Consider the following 16466-nt stretch of genomic DNA (forward strand, 5'->3'; position numbering starts at 1 on the left):
CTCCTATTAAAACACATATTTTATTCAACATCTGCTAGTAAATCCCTAAACAATAAAAATTTTCTCATAAAATTAATTCCTTTACTTTTTTATTATTTAACAAAGTGTTCTATATTAATTCTGTTTTTTAACAATTTTTCAAATACTGTCTTTCCTTTATCACTAGGACTATCTTTGTAACCCAATAAATTATATTTATCCCATATTACACTTATATTCACTACATTTTTAATATCTTGAACCAACTTATATATCTTAGCTCTCCATGCAATATATTCTTCATCTCCTTTAATTTTAAATTGCCTATCAAAAGCTATGATTAATTCTTCAATACCTAAATCTATTAACATCTTTTTTTGCTCTCTACTGAAATTACTACCACATATAGCTACAGAAGGATTATTTTTATACATAGTGGCCATCTGTAATACTGATTTTTCACCTTCAAATACTATTACTTTTTTACATTTCTTTATGACTTGTTTATTGACATTTAGTCCATATAAATTAAGGCTAAGTCTATGATTATAGCACTTATTGTCATACCATAATGGAATATATTTACCAAAATTTTTAGCTTTATCTTCATCTAAGTTTCTAACTCTAATACCAACAGGTCTTTCTTTATCATGCCAACAGAAGTGAGGAATTATTATTTGATTTTCATATGGATTGTAATGTATTTGATATGCTTTAAGAACTTCAAAAGATATGTTTTCATTTTTCCATTCTTTGATTGGGATTTGTTGAAAAGTTTTATATACATATGGCTTTTTAGGGGTAGGAAGTAATTCTATTTGTATATCTTTAATATCATCCATTTTATTTACTTTTTTCTTTATTCTAAATCCTTTTCTTAACATTGGTTGACTTGAAATATCAAAGAAATTTTTTATTTCATTAATAGCATCTTTAAATTCATATTTATTTATATGTATCAATAAATCTATTAAGCTACCTATATGGCCACAAGAACTATAGCAATGAAATGTTTTGCTTTCTGTATAATAAAATAATTTATATGAATCACCATTATGACATAAATGAGTATTAAATATTAATTGTCTATTAGTACTTTTAGGAGATAAGTCCGAACCTAAATATTCCATAAAACTTATAATCTGTTTATTAGTCAAATCCTTTATTTCCATAGTCATCACCTAGTATGACAATTGTCCTCTATAGACTTTCTCGCACCTTCCTATTTCTTCAAACCTTCCAGTCTTACCATAAAATCTTAGTAGAATCACATCTCCATCTTGACCTCTTCTTGACTTGTTTAAAAATAATAATCTGTATTCTTTTTGCAAATCCTTTACATCGAATTGGATATATTCTCTTTCAGTAGTCTTTTTTAGCTTATTATACTTTAGTCTATATGGTTTTAAAAAGAATTTTTTATTATTTGAATCTAATTCTAAATCATTAACTACTTTTCTCATAAGCATTAATAATCCACACACATTCTTTACCGCTTTAGCTTCTGCTAAATCTGAAGCTGATAAGTAAGAACTTTTATTCTCTTGAGCCGTTACTAATTGCATAGATAGAAGTGTTATTACATTGTATTTATTTCCAAAGTTATCTAGTAATTTAGAGTTTTCTATTAACCTTCCTGTATAATTTGCATCTGATGAATTTTCTGACTTGAATGTATCAACTGCTATTACAGTAAATCCTTCATGTGCCACAAGCTCTTTACTTTTTCTTAATATTTCAGATATCTCAAACTCTTCCATATATATAAATTTCAGACTTTCTTCAAATCCTCTGTCTTTTAAGAACATTTCTATCTTTTCCATAAGCTCTTCTTCAAACTCTGTGAAGTCTCCATTGTCAATTTTATTTCTATCTAAATCATGATAATTAAATATGTTATATGCTATAAATGATACTAACATACTTTTAAAATATTGAGACTTTTGTTCATTAGCAAATATAACTACTTTTTCACCTTGATATATCATAGCTAATATATAATTAAAGAACAATAATGTAGTTTTTCCTATTCCTGAGAATCCAGATATTATATTTATTCCGCCACCTTTGCCAAGTCCATTAGTTCTATTTGATAATACTGGTAAACCATATATATACTTAGATTCTTCATTCTCATTTAATCCTATTTCATTTTCATTATATTCAAAGATAATATTATAAGGTGTTCCTGCTTCAGTTTTTTGTTTTAACTTTTCTCTATCCTCTTTAGTAAGTAAAAGATTTTCGACCTTCATATTATTCTTTATGGAATTTACACTGCATGAAGATATTAACCCTTCATAAAATTCTTCAACTTCTCTACAATTTATAGATTGGAATAATTCAAATGGAATAAATTTCTCTCCTTTATGACCCATTTCTTTTACTATATTAAAACCTCTTTCATCTAAGGCGATTAATAGATTATTTTTAGCTAAATCATCAATATATGCTGATATATTGGATTCTTTTCCATATTCCATAGCAGATGACAAGCTATTCCAACCACCATATTTTTCATATTCAGATTTAAGTTTATTTGAACATACAAATTTGGCTACACTTGCTTCATCAAGTTCACTATGGGTTTTAGACATTGTTCTTCCTAATGAGAAAAAGAATTTTACTTTATCTATTATGAAGTCATTTTCACTAATTTTATATTCACTAAAAAGAGTTAATGATTTTAGCATTGTTCCTAAAACTAAAGTCTCTATAATACCTCTATCCTTTGTTATTTTTTCATATGCACTCATTAATTCACCTCTTTAATTTTTTCAAATAGACTTTTTCTTTTATTAGTAAGTACTTTTTTAGGAGCAATTACTTCATAATATTTTTCACTTTCTTTGTATATCTTTTCATTTTCTCTTTCATCTTTTATTTGCTTATTTCTAATTGTTATATCTCTAATACAACCTTTTAATATAGTAAATACATAGCATAATTTAGGATATTCTTCTTCTATATCTTTTCTGTAGTTAAGCAATTCTATGATTTCATCTTTTTTTTCAAGCATACAGTCATATAATTCTTCTCTTGTATAACCACTTTTTATTATCTCTTGTAACATCTTATTTTTTTGATTACTTATAACTGTATAGCCCATAATATAATCTATACCAAGTTGACATTGTTTCCAGAAATATATGTCCTGCTGCTCTTTTCTATATTCCCGTTCATTACAGTAATACCTATTCTGCTTATTCCCTCCAGATGTAATATGTTCTACTTTATAAGCATCTTTTGTATCTAATTTTTTCTTACAAACCTTACACTTACAATTCAAGTTTTCCCCTCCTTATGCTATGTATTTATTACTACCTCATTTAAGAGGTAGCATTTTTTTACTTACACTCTGCTTTTCTTAACTGTTGTATTTTCTTCATCTGACTTGCTTTTTGATTTGTTTGTTAGAGAATTACCATCATCGTCTTCCTCGAATGATAATGCTAATACTGATTGAACTGCGTATCTTCTTAAGTAAGTTTCTAATGCCCCTCTAGCTTGTATATCATTAGTCTTAGCTGGTTTAAATGGTGCAGAATTTGACTCTATGTATTCACCTGATGAGTGTTTAAGTTTAGTTTTTATATATACTTTATCATTACCTGCATCTTCTGCTGATTGCATTAGTATTAAATCATGTTTTGCTAATAATGGATTTACTGCTTTAAGAATTGTATCCAGATTTGCATACTTAGACCTAAAAAATGGATTGGTATTGTCTTTTGGAATTGACTCTATATCTAAATGAAAGGCTATTAATGCTTTTATTATCTCAATTTGGCTATCACTCTCTTTTAATCCTTCTATCCTATCTATCTGTAAACTTTGTGCTAATTTCTTTATTTCTGCACTTACTACTTTTTTAACATCATCCATAATTATAGTTTCTTTATTTTCCATTTAATCTCTCCTTTTAAATAAATTATTTAATATTTATCACAATTATATTTATTAAATATTAAAAAGGTACATCATCATCACTTACTTCAACTGTCTTACCATTTTTATCAATATCTCTTTGTTTTTCTTTTTCATCCTTTTCTTTTATTTTTTCTCTCATTGCTTCTATATTTTTATCTGTAAATGGATAATTTTTATCACTTAATATTTCATCTCCTTTTTTCAAAGGTTCGTCTCCACCTTCTATTTCTAAAAATGTAAAAGCACTTTTTTTGATTCTTGAACCAAACCCTGCTGATTTACTAGTAATTATAGATTTTACTGTACCTTCAAGAAGACCAACATCTCCCACCTTATATAAACTTTTAAATCCTTCTATCATATCTTTGTTATGTATTCTAAATGTCATATTACAACCTTGCTTACCATATTTATTAATTAGACCCTTAATCTCTAAATATTTACCTAAGTCATCTTCTTTTTCTTCTATATTTTCAATTAATGTATATGCTCTCCAAACTTGACTTGCCTTTATTGCTTTTACTACTTCACCCTTGTCATCAATTGGATTACCTTTGTCATCATATTTTTCTCTATTGCAAAAAGTTCCTGATATCTGGAATCGCTCTTTCTTTTCACCATCTTTATAATATAAGCTATTGTCTAATGAACAAACACATCTAACAATATCTCCTTTTCCATCTTCTGCTCTAGTTTTTATTTCATTAGCTATTGTCTCTATCCCTAAAAACATTTGATTTGGTGAACCATCTGACTTAAACATTGATGTAAAATAGTCTACATTCACTGATTCATTTGGTTCCGTTTCAACTTTTAAGGTAAATCTTATTGCTTCTTGGCTAGTTCCTTGATTCATTCTAGCTATATTTAAAATGTCTAAAACTTCTCCTAATACAAATACTTGATTATAATTTATTCTTTTTTCTGCCATTTACCCTTCTCCTTTATATTTAAAATTTAATTGCTAACAAAACTTGCTACATCATTAATTCTTTATATTTTGGTAATGTTTTAAAAAAATCACATAAGAATCTCCATTCTTCCATTTTATGATTTTCTCTTTGACTTATCATAGATTTTATTTGTAGATAATTTAATGTAACTCTTGCAGTTAACATTAATCCTGATGGACAATTCGATATTATTATTTTCCAGAGATTTTCTTTCGTGGCCTCGATATTTTCCCCATTCCTAAGTGTCACTTTATCAGATGCGGATAATTTTAATTCATCAAAATTATTGTAATCATAAATTAATTCATTTAAGAAATTTATTGTATTTTTATCAACATATTTGTTACACATATTATCAAGGTTAAATTTAGTTAATCTATGCATTTTACTTTGACTTGAGACATAATCGTTATGATGGTATCTGTCCCATTGTCTCCACATATATTCTGACCATTGTAAATCCATCTGTACAATAATTCCTTTAGAGAAGCAATCATGACCTGAACCTTGCTTTGATTTGCCTAATTGATTTGCTCGTTTTAAATCTTTTTCTGAAATATTTATTTCTTTCATATCTATTACCTGTTGTTTATACATTGGGTATCCACTTGCTATTATACTTTCTTCAATTCCATATACATATACATTTGATACATTGATAATTTCTGACACTTTTATTCCATTTACTTTCAACTTACCAACTCCTAATCTTCAACTATAATATACCCTTCTTTATAATGCCTTCCCATATTATTTACTCTCTTATAATATTTAGAATCACTCTCCTTGTTTAGTCTTGGTACAAATACATCTATTGCATTAGAGTTACCAAAATATTTATTAGAACCTCTATCTTTAACCACCTTCAAATTACCATCAACCAATATTTTAGTTCCAAATTTAAGATGATTATTGGCGACAAAACCATATTGTAACTTTTCTCCTGTAGCTGTCACAGCTCCATGTTTACTATTTTCACAATTTAAAGAAGTATAATAACTTACTTCCCATATTGTAGGAATTAATTTTTCTATTTTGATATTAAGTTCTTTTTCTAAGTTCATTTTTTTTATTTCCAACTTATATTCTTTACTATTTTTGCATTGTTCCCATTCGTATTTATACATTAAGTCAATATTCTTAGTTGTATCTAGTATTACGTTTTTATTTATATTACTAGTGTTAATTTCTTCTGTATTAGCAAATATAGTTATAGTACTACCAACTATTAAAGCTCCTGTTACAATTATATTTCTCCACCTCATAAATACCTCCTCTGTTCTGTTTATATTTACATTATATCATATACCTTCTACGTTCTCAATAGTTTTTTTAATTATTTTTAAAGTTTATATATTTTTCTTTAGGATATTTTCTATTTCTTGTGTTTATAATAGTATTTATGTTCTCTATATAATTTATATCATTAGAAATTCTTATTAAACTTGTAAGGAAGTATAAAGAATGACTTCTAGGAATCTTTTTTTTAATAGCTAAATCAATTGCAGTTTTAGCAGCATTATAACATTTAAGATGAGTGTGACCTTCCTCAAATATCTTATTAGTATTATAGACAATATATCCATTTCGGACTTTAATAATAATGTATTCATTTTTTTCATATATTTTATTTGTTTTCATTACAAATCCTCAATTTTGTGCCATATCATTTCTAATTTTCCATATTTCCTATTTAGTTTTCTTCTAATTTCATATGCAGATTTAATTTCTTCTTTTACATTTTGCCACTTTTCCAAAACTCCTCCATACTCTTTATTCTCTTCTTGTAAAAAGAGTATTTCTTCATTTAATTCATCAATTTTAGTATTTAATTCTCTATTTGTCTCTAATAAATCACGGTATCTTTGTTCATCTATAAGTATTGAAATCACTACCTTTCACTTGCCTCGTATACGCCATTTTGAGATTATAAGGTATAAATATAAACAGTATTTTATACAAAGACTTAGAAAGCCATATACGAGGTCATATTTTTAATTTTCTATTTTCCAATATTCCCGAATCCACCATTCCGTTTCTGTATTACTTTTAATCCATTTTTCATCTACTTTTTTATATTTAACTCTTTCTTCAATTGATTTTAAATAAATCAAATCATAAACATCAATTTTATTGTCCTCAAAAACAGCTTTACTTACTTTTAGAATTTTTTTATTGCCTGATTTTAGATTGTATAGTGTGAGTTTAGGAGAATATTTAGTATCTACATCTATTACTAAACAATGTCTTGGATTTGAATTATTGTCTTTTATATTACATGAACCTACAAACTCAAAATTAGTTTGTATTTTTTTACTAATTGGGGTATCAACACTTTCTATTTGATTTACAAGATAGGAGCATAATTCTTTCGTATCTACCTCTTTAAACTTTTTTTCTGTTTCTTTATTAGAGTATTTTCTCATAACCTTTATATCACATGGTAAACTATCTTTTTTAAATTGTTTTTTATTATAGATTGAGTTGTAAATATCATAAACTTTTAAAAGTTTGCTAGACTTTCCAAATTCCTCAAAGAAATCTAATTTAATTAGTATAGATAATTGTTTGGAGTTTATATGTCCTTGCAAGTCATTCAATAGTTCTAAAAATGAATCATATTTATTATCTTTAAGAGAATATAGATACTCTCCTATATCAGAATTTAAAAATTTAATAGATTCAATACCTTTATAAATACTATTTGTTTTTTTATCAAAGAAATATTCAGACTTGGAGAATCTAAATTTAGGATTAAAAATATTCACACCTCTTTTTAGTGCGTATTCTGTTATTTTAGATGTTTTTTCTATGTTTCCATTATTTGTATTTAATAAAACTGAAATAAACTCTAACGGATAATAATATCTAAGATAACCACAAGCATATCCTAGATAAGAATATGGTGTTGAATGATTTAATGAAAATAAATAATCACTTGCATCTATTATTACATTTAAGAAATTTTCTATTAATTTTTCTGATTCATATTTACTAATACTATATCTTTTATTCATAGTATTAATAAATCCTAATTTAATTTTTGGTATGAACTCTTCTGTCCCATCTTTTTTCGCAAACCCTCTTCTTACAATATCTGCCTCACCCATTGAATAACCACAGAACTTATTTAAGAATTCTAATATTTGTTCTTGGTATACTAAAAATCCAAGTGTTGGAGCTAAAAATTCATTTAAAGCCTCATGTCCATTATCCCTAAATTGTCCATTTGCTAATTCATCTCTATAGGAAGCTCCTGCTGGTCTTATAGCTCCATTGCCAACAGAAAATATATCTATATAACTAAAATTTGGGTTTGCTTTTCTTATTCTTTCTATCGTGTTTTTAGAAAACAATTGCTTTAAGTATGCTTGTGCTGAATCAGACTCCCATTGAAATATTCCTAATGTATTATCTCTTATGCTTTCCCAAACTTTAATATCATTAACCATATTATCAGGAGTTAATCTAGGAATGTTAACAAGTTCACAGGTTTTGTTTACAATTTCCACTGTATCCAATGCAAGCAAATCCAATTTCACATAGTTTTGGTGGTCTATTTCCTTCATGTTTAACATAGTAACTGGATATTCACATGTAGAAAGCGTTAACGTCCCCATATTTTCTTCAAGTGGTACTGGGCTTACGACTAAACCACAAGGGTGTGTGCCAATTGAAACAATTGTACCATTTATTATGTCAACATATTCAAACAATTCCTTATAAATACTTCTATAATAATTCTCTTTTATTTCAATGTTCTTGCATACATCATCTATTTGTGACAATGGAATATCTAACGCTCTTCCAACATCTCTTATACTTCCTTTTAATGCTGCTGTGTTAAATGTTATTATATCTGCACAATATAATTCATCTTTACTATATACATATTGTTTAACCTTCTCTCTTCCTGTAGAATCCCAATCTGTATCTATATCTGCTAAACTAACTCTTTCTTTGTTCATAAATCTTTGGAAATTCAGGCCATGTTTTATACTATCAATATCAGTCACTCCGATAATATAACATATCTCACTTCCTGCAACTGACCCTCTAGAATATCCATGATATATATTATTATTTCTTGCCCATTCTTTTATATCGTTATCTAATAATAAAAGATTGATAGCTTTGTTATGCTCAAAAGTTTCTAACTCCTCTTTTATTCTTGGTAGATATTCAGACTCATAATTTGAATGTTTAGAGATTTCTCTTTTTTTAATTCCTTGAATAATTTTTTCTTTTAAGATAGCCTTTGGATTTCCATATAATTTAGGATACTTATAACTTTTGTCTACCTCAAAGGTTTCTATCATATCTGAAAGTACATTAGTATTATGAAGTGCTTTTTTTACATTTTCTATTGGAATTGATTTTTGCTTTAAATATAACTCTATTAATTCATCATAAGTCTTTAAAGTTATATCCCATTTATCCTCATCACTAAAATGAATGTTTTTAGCTTTTTGCAATATTATTCTTCCTTTTGCATGTGATTCATCAAGAGCATGAGTATCTGTGCCAATAATTAAATTAAGATTATATCCCTTGCTTAAGCTATACAATTCTTTATTTAATTTAATTTGTTTTTCATCTAAGTGATGTTGTATCTCTAAAAAACATCTATTTTTATTTTTTATAATGAAATCCAAAAATCTTTTTTTAATTTCATCGTTTCCTTTTCCAAATATTCCTCCTAAACATGCCGTAGTTACTATTATATTTTCACTTGTTTTTATTAATTCTTCAAAGGAAATTCTAGGAACATAATAAAAATGATTGTCTTTTCTGTTGTATGAACTTGAAATCAATTTATTTAACTCTTTGACACCTTCTAAATTTCTGCTATACAGACAACAGTGATAGTTATCTCTTATTTTTTCATCTAGTGTTTCTGTTATATAACATTCAACTGCATGGATATATTTTATACCATGTTTTTCACACAAGCTTTTTTTCTTTGACCAATCTAATATATTACCATGCTCTGTAAAAGCTATAGACTTCATACCTAGATTTGCTATTTTAGAAATGTATTGCTCTGGCTTTGTTACACTATCTATATTAGTTGTACCAGAAGACCTATCTGTATGTATGTGAGTTATTGTATAATGGTTCATTTACACCTCTCTATATTTCTCAATTAGAATTTTTTCGCTTCTAAATCCACTATCATATAATTCTTTGATTTTGTCGTTGTTTACAGATATATTGTTTTTTCTACAGAAATTAGACAACCCTACTTTTCCTCCATTTTCTAAATTTACATATCTATAGTTTGCAGCCTTGCTCTTTTTATTAAGAATTTTATATTTTATAATATCGAGGTTGTTTGGAAGGTTGTTTAAAATTATTTTGTCTATTTTTCTACTATCGACCGCCATAAATCCTAAATATCTATTATCACAATTCTTTATATATCCATTAATTTTAAAGTTTTGTTTTAAAATTTTAATTAAAGATTCTTTTTCTTCTAATGAATATGCGGCTACACATAAATCCCAATTGCTTTCGCCTCTATAACCATCATCTAACATACATATTGAGAATGACAGTTCATTTAAATTGTTCATTAATTCTACAACTTTCATTTCTCTATATTTTATAAAACAATTATGTATGCGGCTAGATATCCTGTAAAATGGCTGACATACATAACCATTCTGTTTAAAATATTTTTCTTTTTGAGGATAATATTTGGGAGGAGAATTAAAGAAATCTTTCATAATATTGTATTTCCAAAACAGGTAATCTTTTTGATTTTCTGCATGAGATATGATAAATATTGGTTGGTCAAGTCTTTTGTCTATATGTCCATCCCCTAAAAGAGAACCTATTACAATGTCTTTTTGAATGCAATTGAGTTGTTTATTTTCTTGTCTGTATTTTTGAGTTAGTTTGTGTTTTTCTGTACACCATTTTTCAATCACTCTTTTACTTGCATTTGCTTCTTTTGCCATTTCATCATGATTCAGCCCTTCTACCATATATTTCTGATAGCACCAATCATAACTTTGATAAACAGATTTGAAATTAGAATTGTTTTTTAATATAGGTGCTTTAATATTGTTTTCTTTTACTATTTTCTCTAATGCTTTATAGCTAATTTTTAAGTTTTTAGAAATTGAATTTATACTATACCCACTTTCAAATTTTTTTATAAGATACTTTATGAAGTCATCATTATATATCCATTTATTTTTTTCTTTCCATAACATTTTTGTATTTTCTATAATCATCACTCCTTTTAAAACTGTTGTTTTAATTAATATTTTATATATTCTAATGGGTTATATCCGCTTATACTACGCCCTAACACCTTCTTCAATTCTTGTACTGTAGTATCTGATACGTCTAAAACTTCTAAATCATGTTCTTCTAATACTCCATATACCTCACTGTGTTTACCTAATATTTCTCCAAAATAAACATCTTTATCCATCGCTGAACCTACTTCATCTTCTGTTGCTATAAACATACCTTCTACATCTCCACCTATTCCGCAATCCCAATTAAATCTATATAATTTTTCCATAACTTCCTCCTTAGTTTTTTATTCTACCCTTGTGATAAAATCTGTCTTTTACTCACATTTAGATAAGTTCACTTTATATTTATCTAAATAATAATTTCCTTCAACTACATCAACTGCTTCATACCATAAATAATCTATATCTTCTTCAGATATTTTTAATTGTTCAATAGACTCTTTTTTCATTCTATCCACCTAATCTTTAGCTTCTTTTTCAGTACAAACTCTATGCATATCTAAATCTGAATTTTGTTTATCTTCTGATTCTTCTAAAGCTGATATTAGTTTTTCTGCTGAATTTTCATCTTTTATATCTATATTTTTTAATATACTTTTTGTAGACATATCATCACTCCTTGTTATATTTTTTATTCCAACCTTCTGGATAATCATTTCTTAGAACCCTTAATCCTAGGATTTGTTGTGCTTTATGTATTGCGTCACAAAAATCATTTAATTCACTAGGATGTTGTTTGTCTAGTTTTATAAATTCATTCCACGCTGAAACCAAATTATCCATTATTATATTTTCTTTTATTGTCAATCCATTATCTTTACAAGTAAATTGCTCACATGAAATACTTTCTTCTTTTTCATAGTTATAACAAGTACTATTTTTATTATATAAATTCTTACAGTCTTTACATTGCTTCATGCTTAATACTCCTTATCTAATAAAATCTTTCTTTTAACCACACCTACAACCTCATCTATTTCAAAGCAACATACTTATATTCGTCTTTGTATTTTATAATTTTTTTATCTTTTGGAACAATCTACAGTACATTATCATCAATAAAAGATTTATAGTTTTTCATAATTACAGCATTCACTTAAATCTCTTATTGGTAATTCTATAAAATTCTGGCCATTCATTGTTATTGTAATTCCATTTAAATCTAATCTATTTTTATTTAAACTTTTCATGTAAGATATTATAGGTTTTGGTATGTCTTCAATATCGGCATTTATAGTTCTAATAAAGCTATAATCACTAGAATCATATTCAACATAAATTAGTTGATTTATATCACTATCAAAACCTAATGATAATTCTGTTTTCCTAGCTATAGATATTAAATCTTTTTTACAAGTAGGGCATATAAATATCTTTTCGTCTAAATAATAATTATATTTTTGTAATGTTTCTTCTCTATTGAAATATTTATTGCAATTCTCGCACCAAAATCTCACAATATCACTCCTTTAATTTTTCCTACCAGTCTATACAAATACTCCCTACCTTTAATTTAATTAATTCTTTTTTGCAATTTTCAATCCATTCAATATTATCTTCATAATAAATATCTTCTTTATTTAAATCTAAAATCTCATCATTTAACATACTTAAGAGATTTTCTAAACTACAAATCTCACGTTTTTCTAAATAATTATCTCTTAGCTTTATTTCTATAAGTTTATTTAAATTAGGTGCTTCCTTTTTTGAAAATACAAATGTGTAATTTCTTTTTAATGGATATTCTTTTAATTCTTCTAAATTATTAATACTTTTATTCTCTAATTCTTTTAGCCAATTTTCTAGCTTTTTAGTATTTCCACCACAATACTCAATCATTTGATTTATAGTATTTTTATTTTTTATAATGTCTGTTTCAAAATACATACAGTTTCCTCCTTACATTGTATTAAAAGAAACATTTTAATGTCTCTTAGACTTTTTCCACTCATTAAATCTTCTATCCATCTTAAAATTTTCAACTTCATTTTTTAAAACCTTTTTTCTTTTATATTGTTCTTTTAGAAATTTAACTATAAATTCTTCTTTAGTCAAAATAATCACCTCTAAATATTATTTTTTATTTCAATCAAGTAATTAATTATAGTTTTTTCTGGAAATGTCTTTGCAGTTATTATATCTATTGATTGTATAATTATAAAAACAATAGAAGGAATTATAATTAATAAACCAACATATACGAATATCAGAAAATCATCTTCATCTAATTTCCGATTTAGATAAATCAATAAAGCACCAAGAATTATTACAATTACACCTATAATTATCCAAAATATACTTGTAACTACCTCATAATTAATGTATCTATTAGTTAATGCTTGTAAATATGGAATTACATTCGTATTAGACCAATCAATAGTCATTCCAACTTTATCACTTAGATTATCTAAAATTTTTATAATTTGTTCACTAAATTCCATTTAAGCCACCTCCAAAGAGGGAAGAATCTCCCTCAATTAATTACATTTACTCCACCCACAATCAGGACAAGTCATACACCCTTCCATCATTTGAATTTCTAACCCACAATCAGGACATTTTGGTTTAAATTTTTTGGATTCTTCCACTTTTTCTCCTTGTTTTTCTTTAAGAAAATCTTTTACGGCATTTAAAATAGTGATGCCACAATGATTTCCTCGGTCTAATATATTTCCTTTTGCTCTACTTGTAGCAAAACTAGGACAAGTATTAACACCCTTCAAAGCCTTTTCTATATTATCTAAAGTTCCTCCGAGTCTAAGCATCCCAGACATTGCGATTGTTGCAGCTTCAAGAAGTTTTTCACACCCACCTGAACCAGCCTTTTTTACATACAACTCCTGTATGGCTTTTTCTTTTTCTGAATAGGATATAAATAAAATTAATTTACCACATCCAACATATAGCTCTTTTTTATATGAAACAGTATCATTTGATACAGATTTCCAGTCTCCTCTCTTAAGCTCTTGTGTGTTGTTTATAGTATTAGTTGTAAGAATCCCTTCACGTTTACAGCCAGCTCTATATATTGTCAATCCTTTTAGCCCATTAATCCATGCTAATAAATACAACTCTTTAACTTGTTCAATTGTTGATTCATGTGGTAAATTTACAGTAGATGAGATACTTGCATCTATATGTTTTTGAAATGCAGACTGCATTAAAATACGCTCTCTTGGTGTTAACATTGTTGCTGATACAAAGTAATCAGGAAGTGCTTTTTCATCTTCAATGTTGTTTTCTTTCATATATTTTTTAACTATAGGTGTGTAGACTTTATAATATTTTTCTTTATCATGTAAACTTTCAGTTTTTCTAGTGTAAGAAAAGGCAAAGATTGGTTCTATTCCTCCAGATATTCCTAACATAGTTGATATACTTCCAGTAGGAGCTATTGTTAAAAGTTGTGAATTTCTAAGACCATATTTTTCGATTAATTCTAGTGTTTCATGAGATGCATTTTCCTGAATAAATTCTGATTTTAAAATACATTCTTTGTACTTTGGGTATGTTCCATATTTTTTTGATAATAAGGCTGATTGTTTTAGTGTTTCATCTGCTAAACATTTACCTATCACATTACATAATTCAATAGCCATTTCTGAACCATATCTTACATTCATTTTTATAAGCATATCAGCTATTCCCATAACTCCAATTCCTATTTGTCTGTAATCTCTAACTGTATCTCTTTGGATTTTCAATGGATGTAAAGGTAAACCTTCATCTAAAACATCGTTCATTGCTTTTACTACTATTTTTATATCTTTTCTAAAATCATTATAATTAAAAGTTTTATCCTCTTTAACATATTCGCTTAAATTAAATGAACCTAAAAGACAACTTCCACCTGCTGGAAGCGGCTCCTCGGCGCAGGGATTTACACCTGCATATTCAAACTCATCATCTTCACTCAATAAATTATAATTATTTATTTTGTCCCAAAATAAAATTCCTGGCTCTGCATAATTCCAATCATTTTCACATAATTTATTAAATAGTTCTTTAGCATTTATTTCTTTAACTATAATTTCACCAGTTTCTTCTCTTGTAAAAGAACAATTATACATTGGATTTGAATCTATTCCTGTAGCTTTTTGCATAAATTCATCTGTTATTTTTACAGATATATTTGCTTTGGTAATTTTGTTTAAATCCGTTTTAATATCTATAAATTCTTCAATATCTGGATGTTTTACATCAAGAGATATCATAAGAGCTGCTCTACGACCACTTTGTCCTATTGTCTCAGCGACCAAAGAATATGTATCCATAAAGGAAACTGCACCAGTTGTAGATTTCGCTGAATTATTTACTTTCGCTCCTCTAGGTCTTAACTTAGAGATATCAATTCCCACTCCTCCTCCATAGCTAAAGGTTCTAGCTAAATCACTACATGTTTGATATATATCTTCAATAGAATCATTGGTAGGCAAAACATAACAATTTGAGTAAGTTATCTTTCTACCATCTTTATACAATCCCCGATTAGCTAATATCCTGCCACCAAACAAAAACTTTTTTTCTTGTATTAATCTTCTTGTTTCTTTGTTTCCATTGGATACTCTATTAAGCCATTCATCAAAAGTTTCATTATTATTTCTATATTTATTATTCCATATGGCATTTTGCATTTCATTCATTTCCCAACTTATCATTAAATCGCTCCTTTTATTTGAAAATCATTTTATAATACATTAAAGTACTAACCCACCTAAAAATATTTTTCTCCCCCTTAAAACTATAATTCATTTCTACTACCTAACTACTGATAAACTATTATTTATTATTTTAATAATTGTAATTAAATTCTTATTTGTTATATCCGTTTTAGTTAAAGTTAATCCTTTTGATACAGTTAAAATATCTTTATTGCAATCTCTATAAATTAAAATTTGTGAATTATCTATATTTTTTAAAAATTTTCTACCCTCACAATTAAAACCACATTCTCTTAAATAATAATCTACTTCCATATTAATAATAGGTTTATAATTTTTCATACATTTATCTTTGAATACTTTTTTTAATCTTTCTGACTCTTTAGCCTTTGTATTTTCATAAAGTGTCTCATCTATTTTTTGAAAGGCTATATCTTCTATATACTCTTCACACTTATCTATATATCTAATAAATATGGCCAGTTCCTTTTTACCATTTACAGATACTATTATCTCATCCCCTCTTTCTAACTTTTTCATTTCCGTTCTAAATATCATATCTTCTCCTAATACACTTGCAACTATTATTTTATCAGTCATATTATCACCTTTTTACCTTCTCTGTTTTATTTATATTTATATTATAACATATACCTTCTATGTTCTCAATG

Annotated in this window: 21 protein-coding genes; all 21 read right to left on the minus strand. The window is 26.8% G+C overall.

Going from position 1 to position 16466, the window contains the following annotated elements; all coding sequences use genetic code 11:
- Nucleotides 1-92: 92 nt before the first annotated feature.
- The 21 genes from IR151_RS17205 to IR151_RS17295 all read right to left on the minus strand — a co-directional run bounded on the left by IR151_RS17205 (nucleotide 93) and on the right by IR151_RS17295 (nucleotide 16395).
- Complete coding sequence (locus IR151_RS17205) at nucleotides 93-1151, minus strand: hypothetical protein (protein ID WP_227436812.1); 1059 nt, start codon at nucleotides 1149-1151, stop codon at nucleotides 93-95.
- A gap of 9 nt (nucleotides 1152-1160) precedes the next feature.
- Nucleotides 1161-2735, minus strand: a complete 1575-nt coding sequence (locus IR151_RS17210) for a DnaB-like helicase C-terminal domain-containing protein (RefSeq protein ID WP_227436814.1) — start codon at nucleotides 2733-2735, stop codon at nucleotides 1161-1163.
- On the minus strand, nucleotides 2735-3268 hold the full coding sequence (locus IR151_RS17215) for a hypothetical protein (RefSeq protein WP_227436816.1): 534 nt from the start codon (nucleotides 3266-3268) through the stop codon (nucleotides 2735-2737). The genes IR151_RS17210 and IR151_RS17215 overlap by 1 nt, the downstream gene beginning before the upstream one ends.
- A 62-nt stretch (nucleotides 3269-3330) precedes the next feature.
- The gene (locus IR151_RS17220; RefSeq protein ID WP_227436818.1) at nucleotides 3331-3888 is read right to left on the minus strand and encodes an ERF family protein; all 558 of its coding nucleotides are present in this window, start codon (nucleotides 3886-3888) and stop codon (nucleotides 3331-3333) included.
- A 58-nt stretch (nucleotides 3889-3946) separates the two neighbouring features.
- A complete protein-coding gene (locus IR151_RS17225; RefSeq protein WP_227436820.1) occupies nucleotides 3947-4840 on the minus strand; it encodes a hypothetical protein in 894 nt (297 codons plus the stop codon).
- A gap of 46 nt (nucleotides 4841-4886) precedes the next feature.
- Nucleotides 4887-5555, minus strand: a complete 669-nt coding sequence (locus IR151_RS17230) for a hypothetical protein (protein WP_227436821.1) — start codon at nucleotides 5553-5555, stop codon at nucleotides 4887-4889.
- An 11-nt stretch (nucleotides 5556-5566) separates the two neighbouring features.
- Complete coding sequence (locus IR151_RS17235; RefSeq protein WP_227436824.1) at nucleotides 5567-6127, minus strand: hypothetical protein; 561 nt, start codon at nucleotides 6125-6127, stop codon at nucleotides 5567-5569.
- Between the two features lie 67 nt (nucleotides 6128-6194).
- Complete coding sequence (locus IR151_RS17240; RefSeq protein WP_227436826.1) at nucleotides 6195-6503, minus strand: hypothetical protein; 309 nt, start codon at nucleotides 6501-6503, stop codon at nucleotides 6195-6197.
- Entirely contained in the window at nucleotides 6503-6754 is a 252-nt protein-coding gene (locus IR151_RS17245) for a hypothetical protein (protein WP_227436827.1), read from the minus strand. The genes IR151_RS17240 and IR151_RS17245 overlap by 1 nt, the downstream gene beginning before the upstream one ends.
- A gap of 102 nt (nucleotides 6755-6856) precedes the next feature.
- On the minus strand, nucleotides 6857-9985 hold the full coding sequence (locus tag IR151_RS17250; protein ID WP_227436830.1) for a PHP domain-containing protein: 3129 nt from the start codon (nucleotides 9983-9985) through the stop codon (nucleotides 6857-6859).
- Nucleotides 9986-11104 carry a hypothetical protein gene (locus IR151_RS17255; RefSeq protein ID WP_227436833.1) on the minus strand — a complete coding sequence of 373 codons (1119 nt, stop codon included), beginning with the start codon at nucleotides 11102-11104 and terminating at the stop codon, nucleotides 9986-9988.
- A gap of 26 nt (nucleotides 11105-11130) precedes the next feature.
- Nucleotides 11131-11400, minus strand: coding sequence for a hypothetical protein (locus tag IR151_RS17260; RefSeq protein WP_227436835.1), 270 nt, complete (start codon nucleotides 11398-11400; stop codon nucleotides 11131-11133).
- A 48-nt stretch (nucleotides 11401-11448) separates the two neighbouring features.
- Nucleotides 11449-11583 carry a hypothetical protein gene (locus IR151_RS20280; protein WP_255621672.1) on the minus strand — a complete coding sequence of 45 codons (135 nt, stop codon included), beginning with the start codon at nucleotides 11581-11583 and terminating at the stop codon, nucleotides 11449-11451.
- Nucleotides 11584-11592: 9 nt separating this feature from the next.
- Nucleotides 11593-11742, minus strand: a complete 150-nt coding sequence (locus IR151_RS17265; RefSeq protein WP_227436837.1) for a hypothetical protein — start codon at nucleotides 11740-11742, stop codon at nucleotides 11593-11595.
- 4 nt (nucleotides 11743-11746) lie between these two features.
- On the minus strand, nucleotides 11747-12052 hold the full coding sequence (locus tag IR151_RS17270) for a hypothetical protein (protein WP_227436839.1): 306 nt from the start codon (nucleotides 12050-12052) through the stop codon (nucleotides 11747-11749).
- A gap of 149 nt (nucleotides 12053-12201) precedes the next feature.
- Nucleotides 12202-12591, minus strand: coding sequence for a hypothetical protein (locus IR151_RS17275; RefSeq protein WP_227436841.1), 390 nt, complete (start codon nucleotides 12589-12591; stop codon nucleotides 12202-12204).
- A 22-nt stretch (nucleotides 12592-12613) separates the two neighbouring features.
- Complete coding sequence (locus tag IR151_RS17280) at nucleotides 12614-13021, minus strand: hypothetical protein (protein ID WP_227436842.1); 408 nt, start codon at nucleotides 13019-13021, stop codon at nucleotides 12614-12616.
- A 36-nt stretch (nucleotides 13022-13057) separates the two neighbouring features.
- Nucleotides 13058-13189, minus strand: coding sequence for a hypothetical protein (locus IR151_RS20285; protein WP_255621673.1), 132 nt, complete (start codon nucleotides 13187-13189; stop codon nucleotides 13058-13060).
- 11 nt (nucleotides 13190-13200) lie between these two features.
- Nucleotides 13201-13575: a hypothetical protein gene (locus IR151_RS17285; RefSeq protein WP_227436845.1), complete on the minus strand. Its 375-nt coding sequence runs from the start codon at nucleotides 13573-13575 to the stop codon at nucleotides 13201-13203.
- A 36-nt stretch (nucleotides 13576-13611) separates the two neighbouring features.
- Nucleotides 13612-15792 carry an adenosylcobalamin-dependent ribonucleoside-diphosphate reductase gene (locus IR151_RS17290; RefSeq protein ID WP_227436846.1) on the minus strand — a complete coding sequence of 727 codons (2181 nt, stop codon included), beginning with the start codon at nucleotides 15790-15792 and terminating at the stop codon, nucleotides 13612-13614.
- A gap of 99 nt (nucleotides 15793-15891) precedes the next feature.
- Nucleotides 15892-16395: a hypothetical protein gene (locus tag IR151_RS17295; protein WP_227436849.1), complete on the minus strand. Its 504-nt coding sequence runs from the start codon at nucleotides 16393-16395 to the stop codon at nucleotides 15892-15894.
- Nucleotides 16396-16466 lie beyond the last annotated feature (71 nt).

This window comes from Clostridioides sp. ES-S-0006-03 (genome assembly GCF_020662275.1).
GTDB lineage: Bacteria > Bacillota > Clostridia > Peptostreptococcales > Peptostreptococcaceae > Clostridioides.

Bases quoted from the DNA above. Each gene is read 5' to 3' on its own strand.
- IR151_RS17205 (WP_227436812.1), bottom strand. From the start codon at position 1,151: ATGGAAATAAAGGATTTGACTAATAAACAGATTATAAGTTTTATGGAA.
- IR151_RS17255 (WP_227436833.1), bottom strand. From the start codon at position 11,104: ATGATTATAGAAAATACAAAAATGTTATGGAAAGAAAAAAATAAATGG.
- IR151_RS17235 (WP_227436824.1), bottom strand. From the start codon at position 6,127: ATGAGGTGGAGAAATATAATTGTAACAGGAGCTTTAATAGTTGGTAGT.
- IR151_RS17270 (WP_227436839.1), bottom strand. From the start codon at position 12,052: ATGAAGCAATGTAAAGACTGTAAGAATTTATATAATAAAAATAGTACT.
- IR151_RS17295 (WP_227436849.1), bottom strand. From the start codon at position 16,395: ATGACTGATAAAATAATAGTTGCAAGTGTATTAGGAGAAGATATGATA.
- IR151_RS17280 (WP_227436842.1), bottom strand. From the start codon at position 13,021: ATGTATTTTGAAACAGACATTATAAAAAATAAAAATACTATAAATCAA.
- IR151_RS17225 (WP_227436820.1), bottom strand. From the start codon at position 4,840: ATGGCAGAAAAAAGAATAAATTATAATCAAGTATTTGTATTAGGAGAA.
- IR151_RS17265 (WP_227436837.1), bottom strand. From the start codon at position 11,742: ATGTCTACAAAAAGTATATTAAAAAATATAGATATAAAAGATGAAAAT.
- IR151_RS17285 (WP_227436845.1), bottom strand. From the start codon at position 13,575: ATGGAATTTAGTGAACAAATTATAAAAATTTTAGATAATCTAAGTGAT.
- IR151_RS17260 (WP_227436835.1), bottom strand. From the start codon at position 11,400: ATGGAAAAATTATATAGATTTAATTGGGATTGCGGAATAGGTGGAGAT.
- IR151_RS17290 (WP_227436846.1), bottom strand. From the start codon at position 15,792: ATGATAAGTTGGGAAATGAATGAAATGCAAAATGCCATATGGAATAAT.
- IR151_RS17220 (WP_227436818.1), bottom strand. From the start codon at position 3,888: ATGGAAAATAAAGAAACTATAATTATGGATGATGTTAAAAAAGTAGTA.
- IR151_RS17210 (WP_227436814.1), bottom strand. From the start codon at position 2,735: ATGAGTGCATATGAAAAAATAACAAAGGATAGAGGTATTATAGAGACT.
- IR151_RS17250 (WP_227436830.1), bottom strand. From the start codon at position 9,985: ATGAACCATTATACAATAACTCACATACATACAGATAGGTCTTCTGGT.
- IR151_RS20280 (WP_255621672.1), bottom strand. From the start codon at position 11,583: ATGAAAAAAGAGTCTATTGAACAATTAAAAATATCTGAAGAAGATATA.
- IR151_RS17240 (WP_227436826.1), bottom strand. From the start codon at position 6,503: ATGAAAACAAATAAAATATATGAAAAAAATGAATACATTATTATTAAA.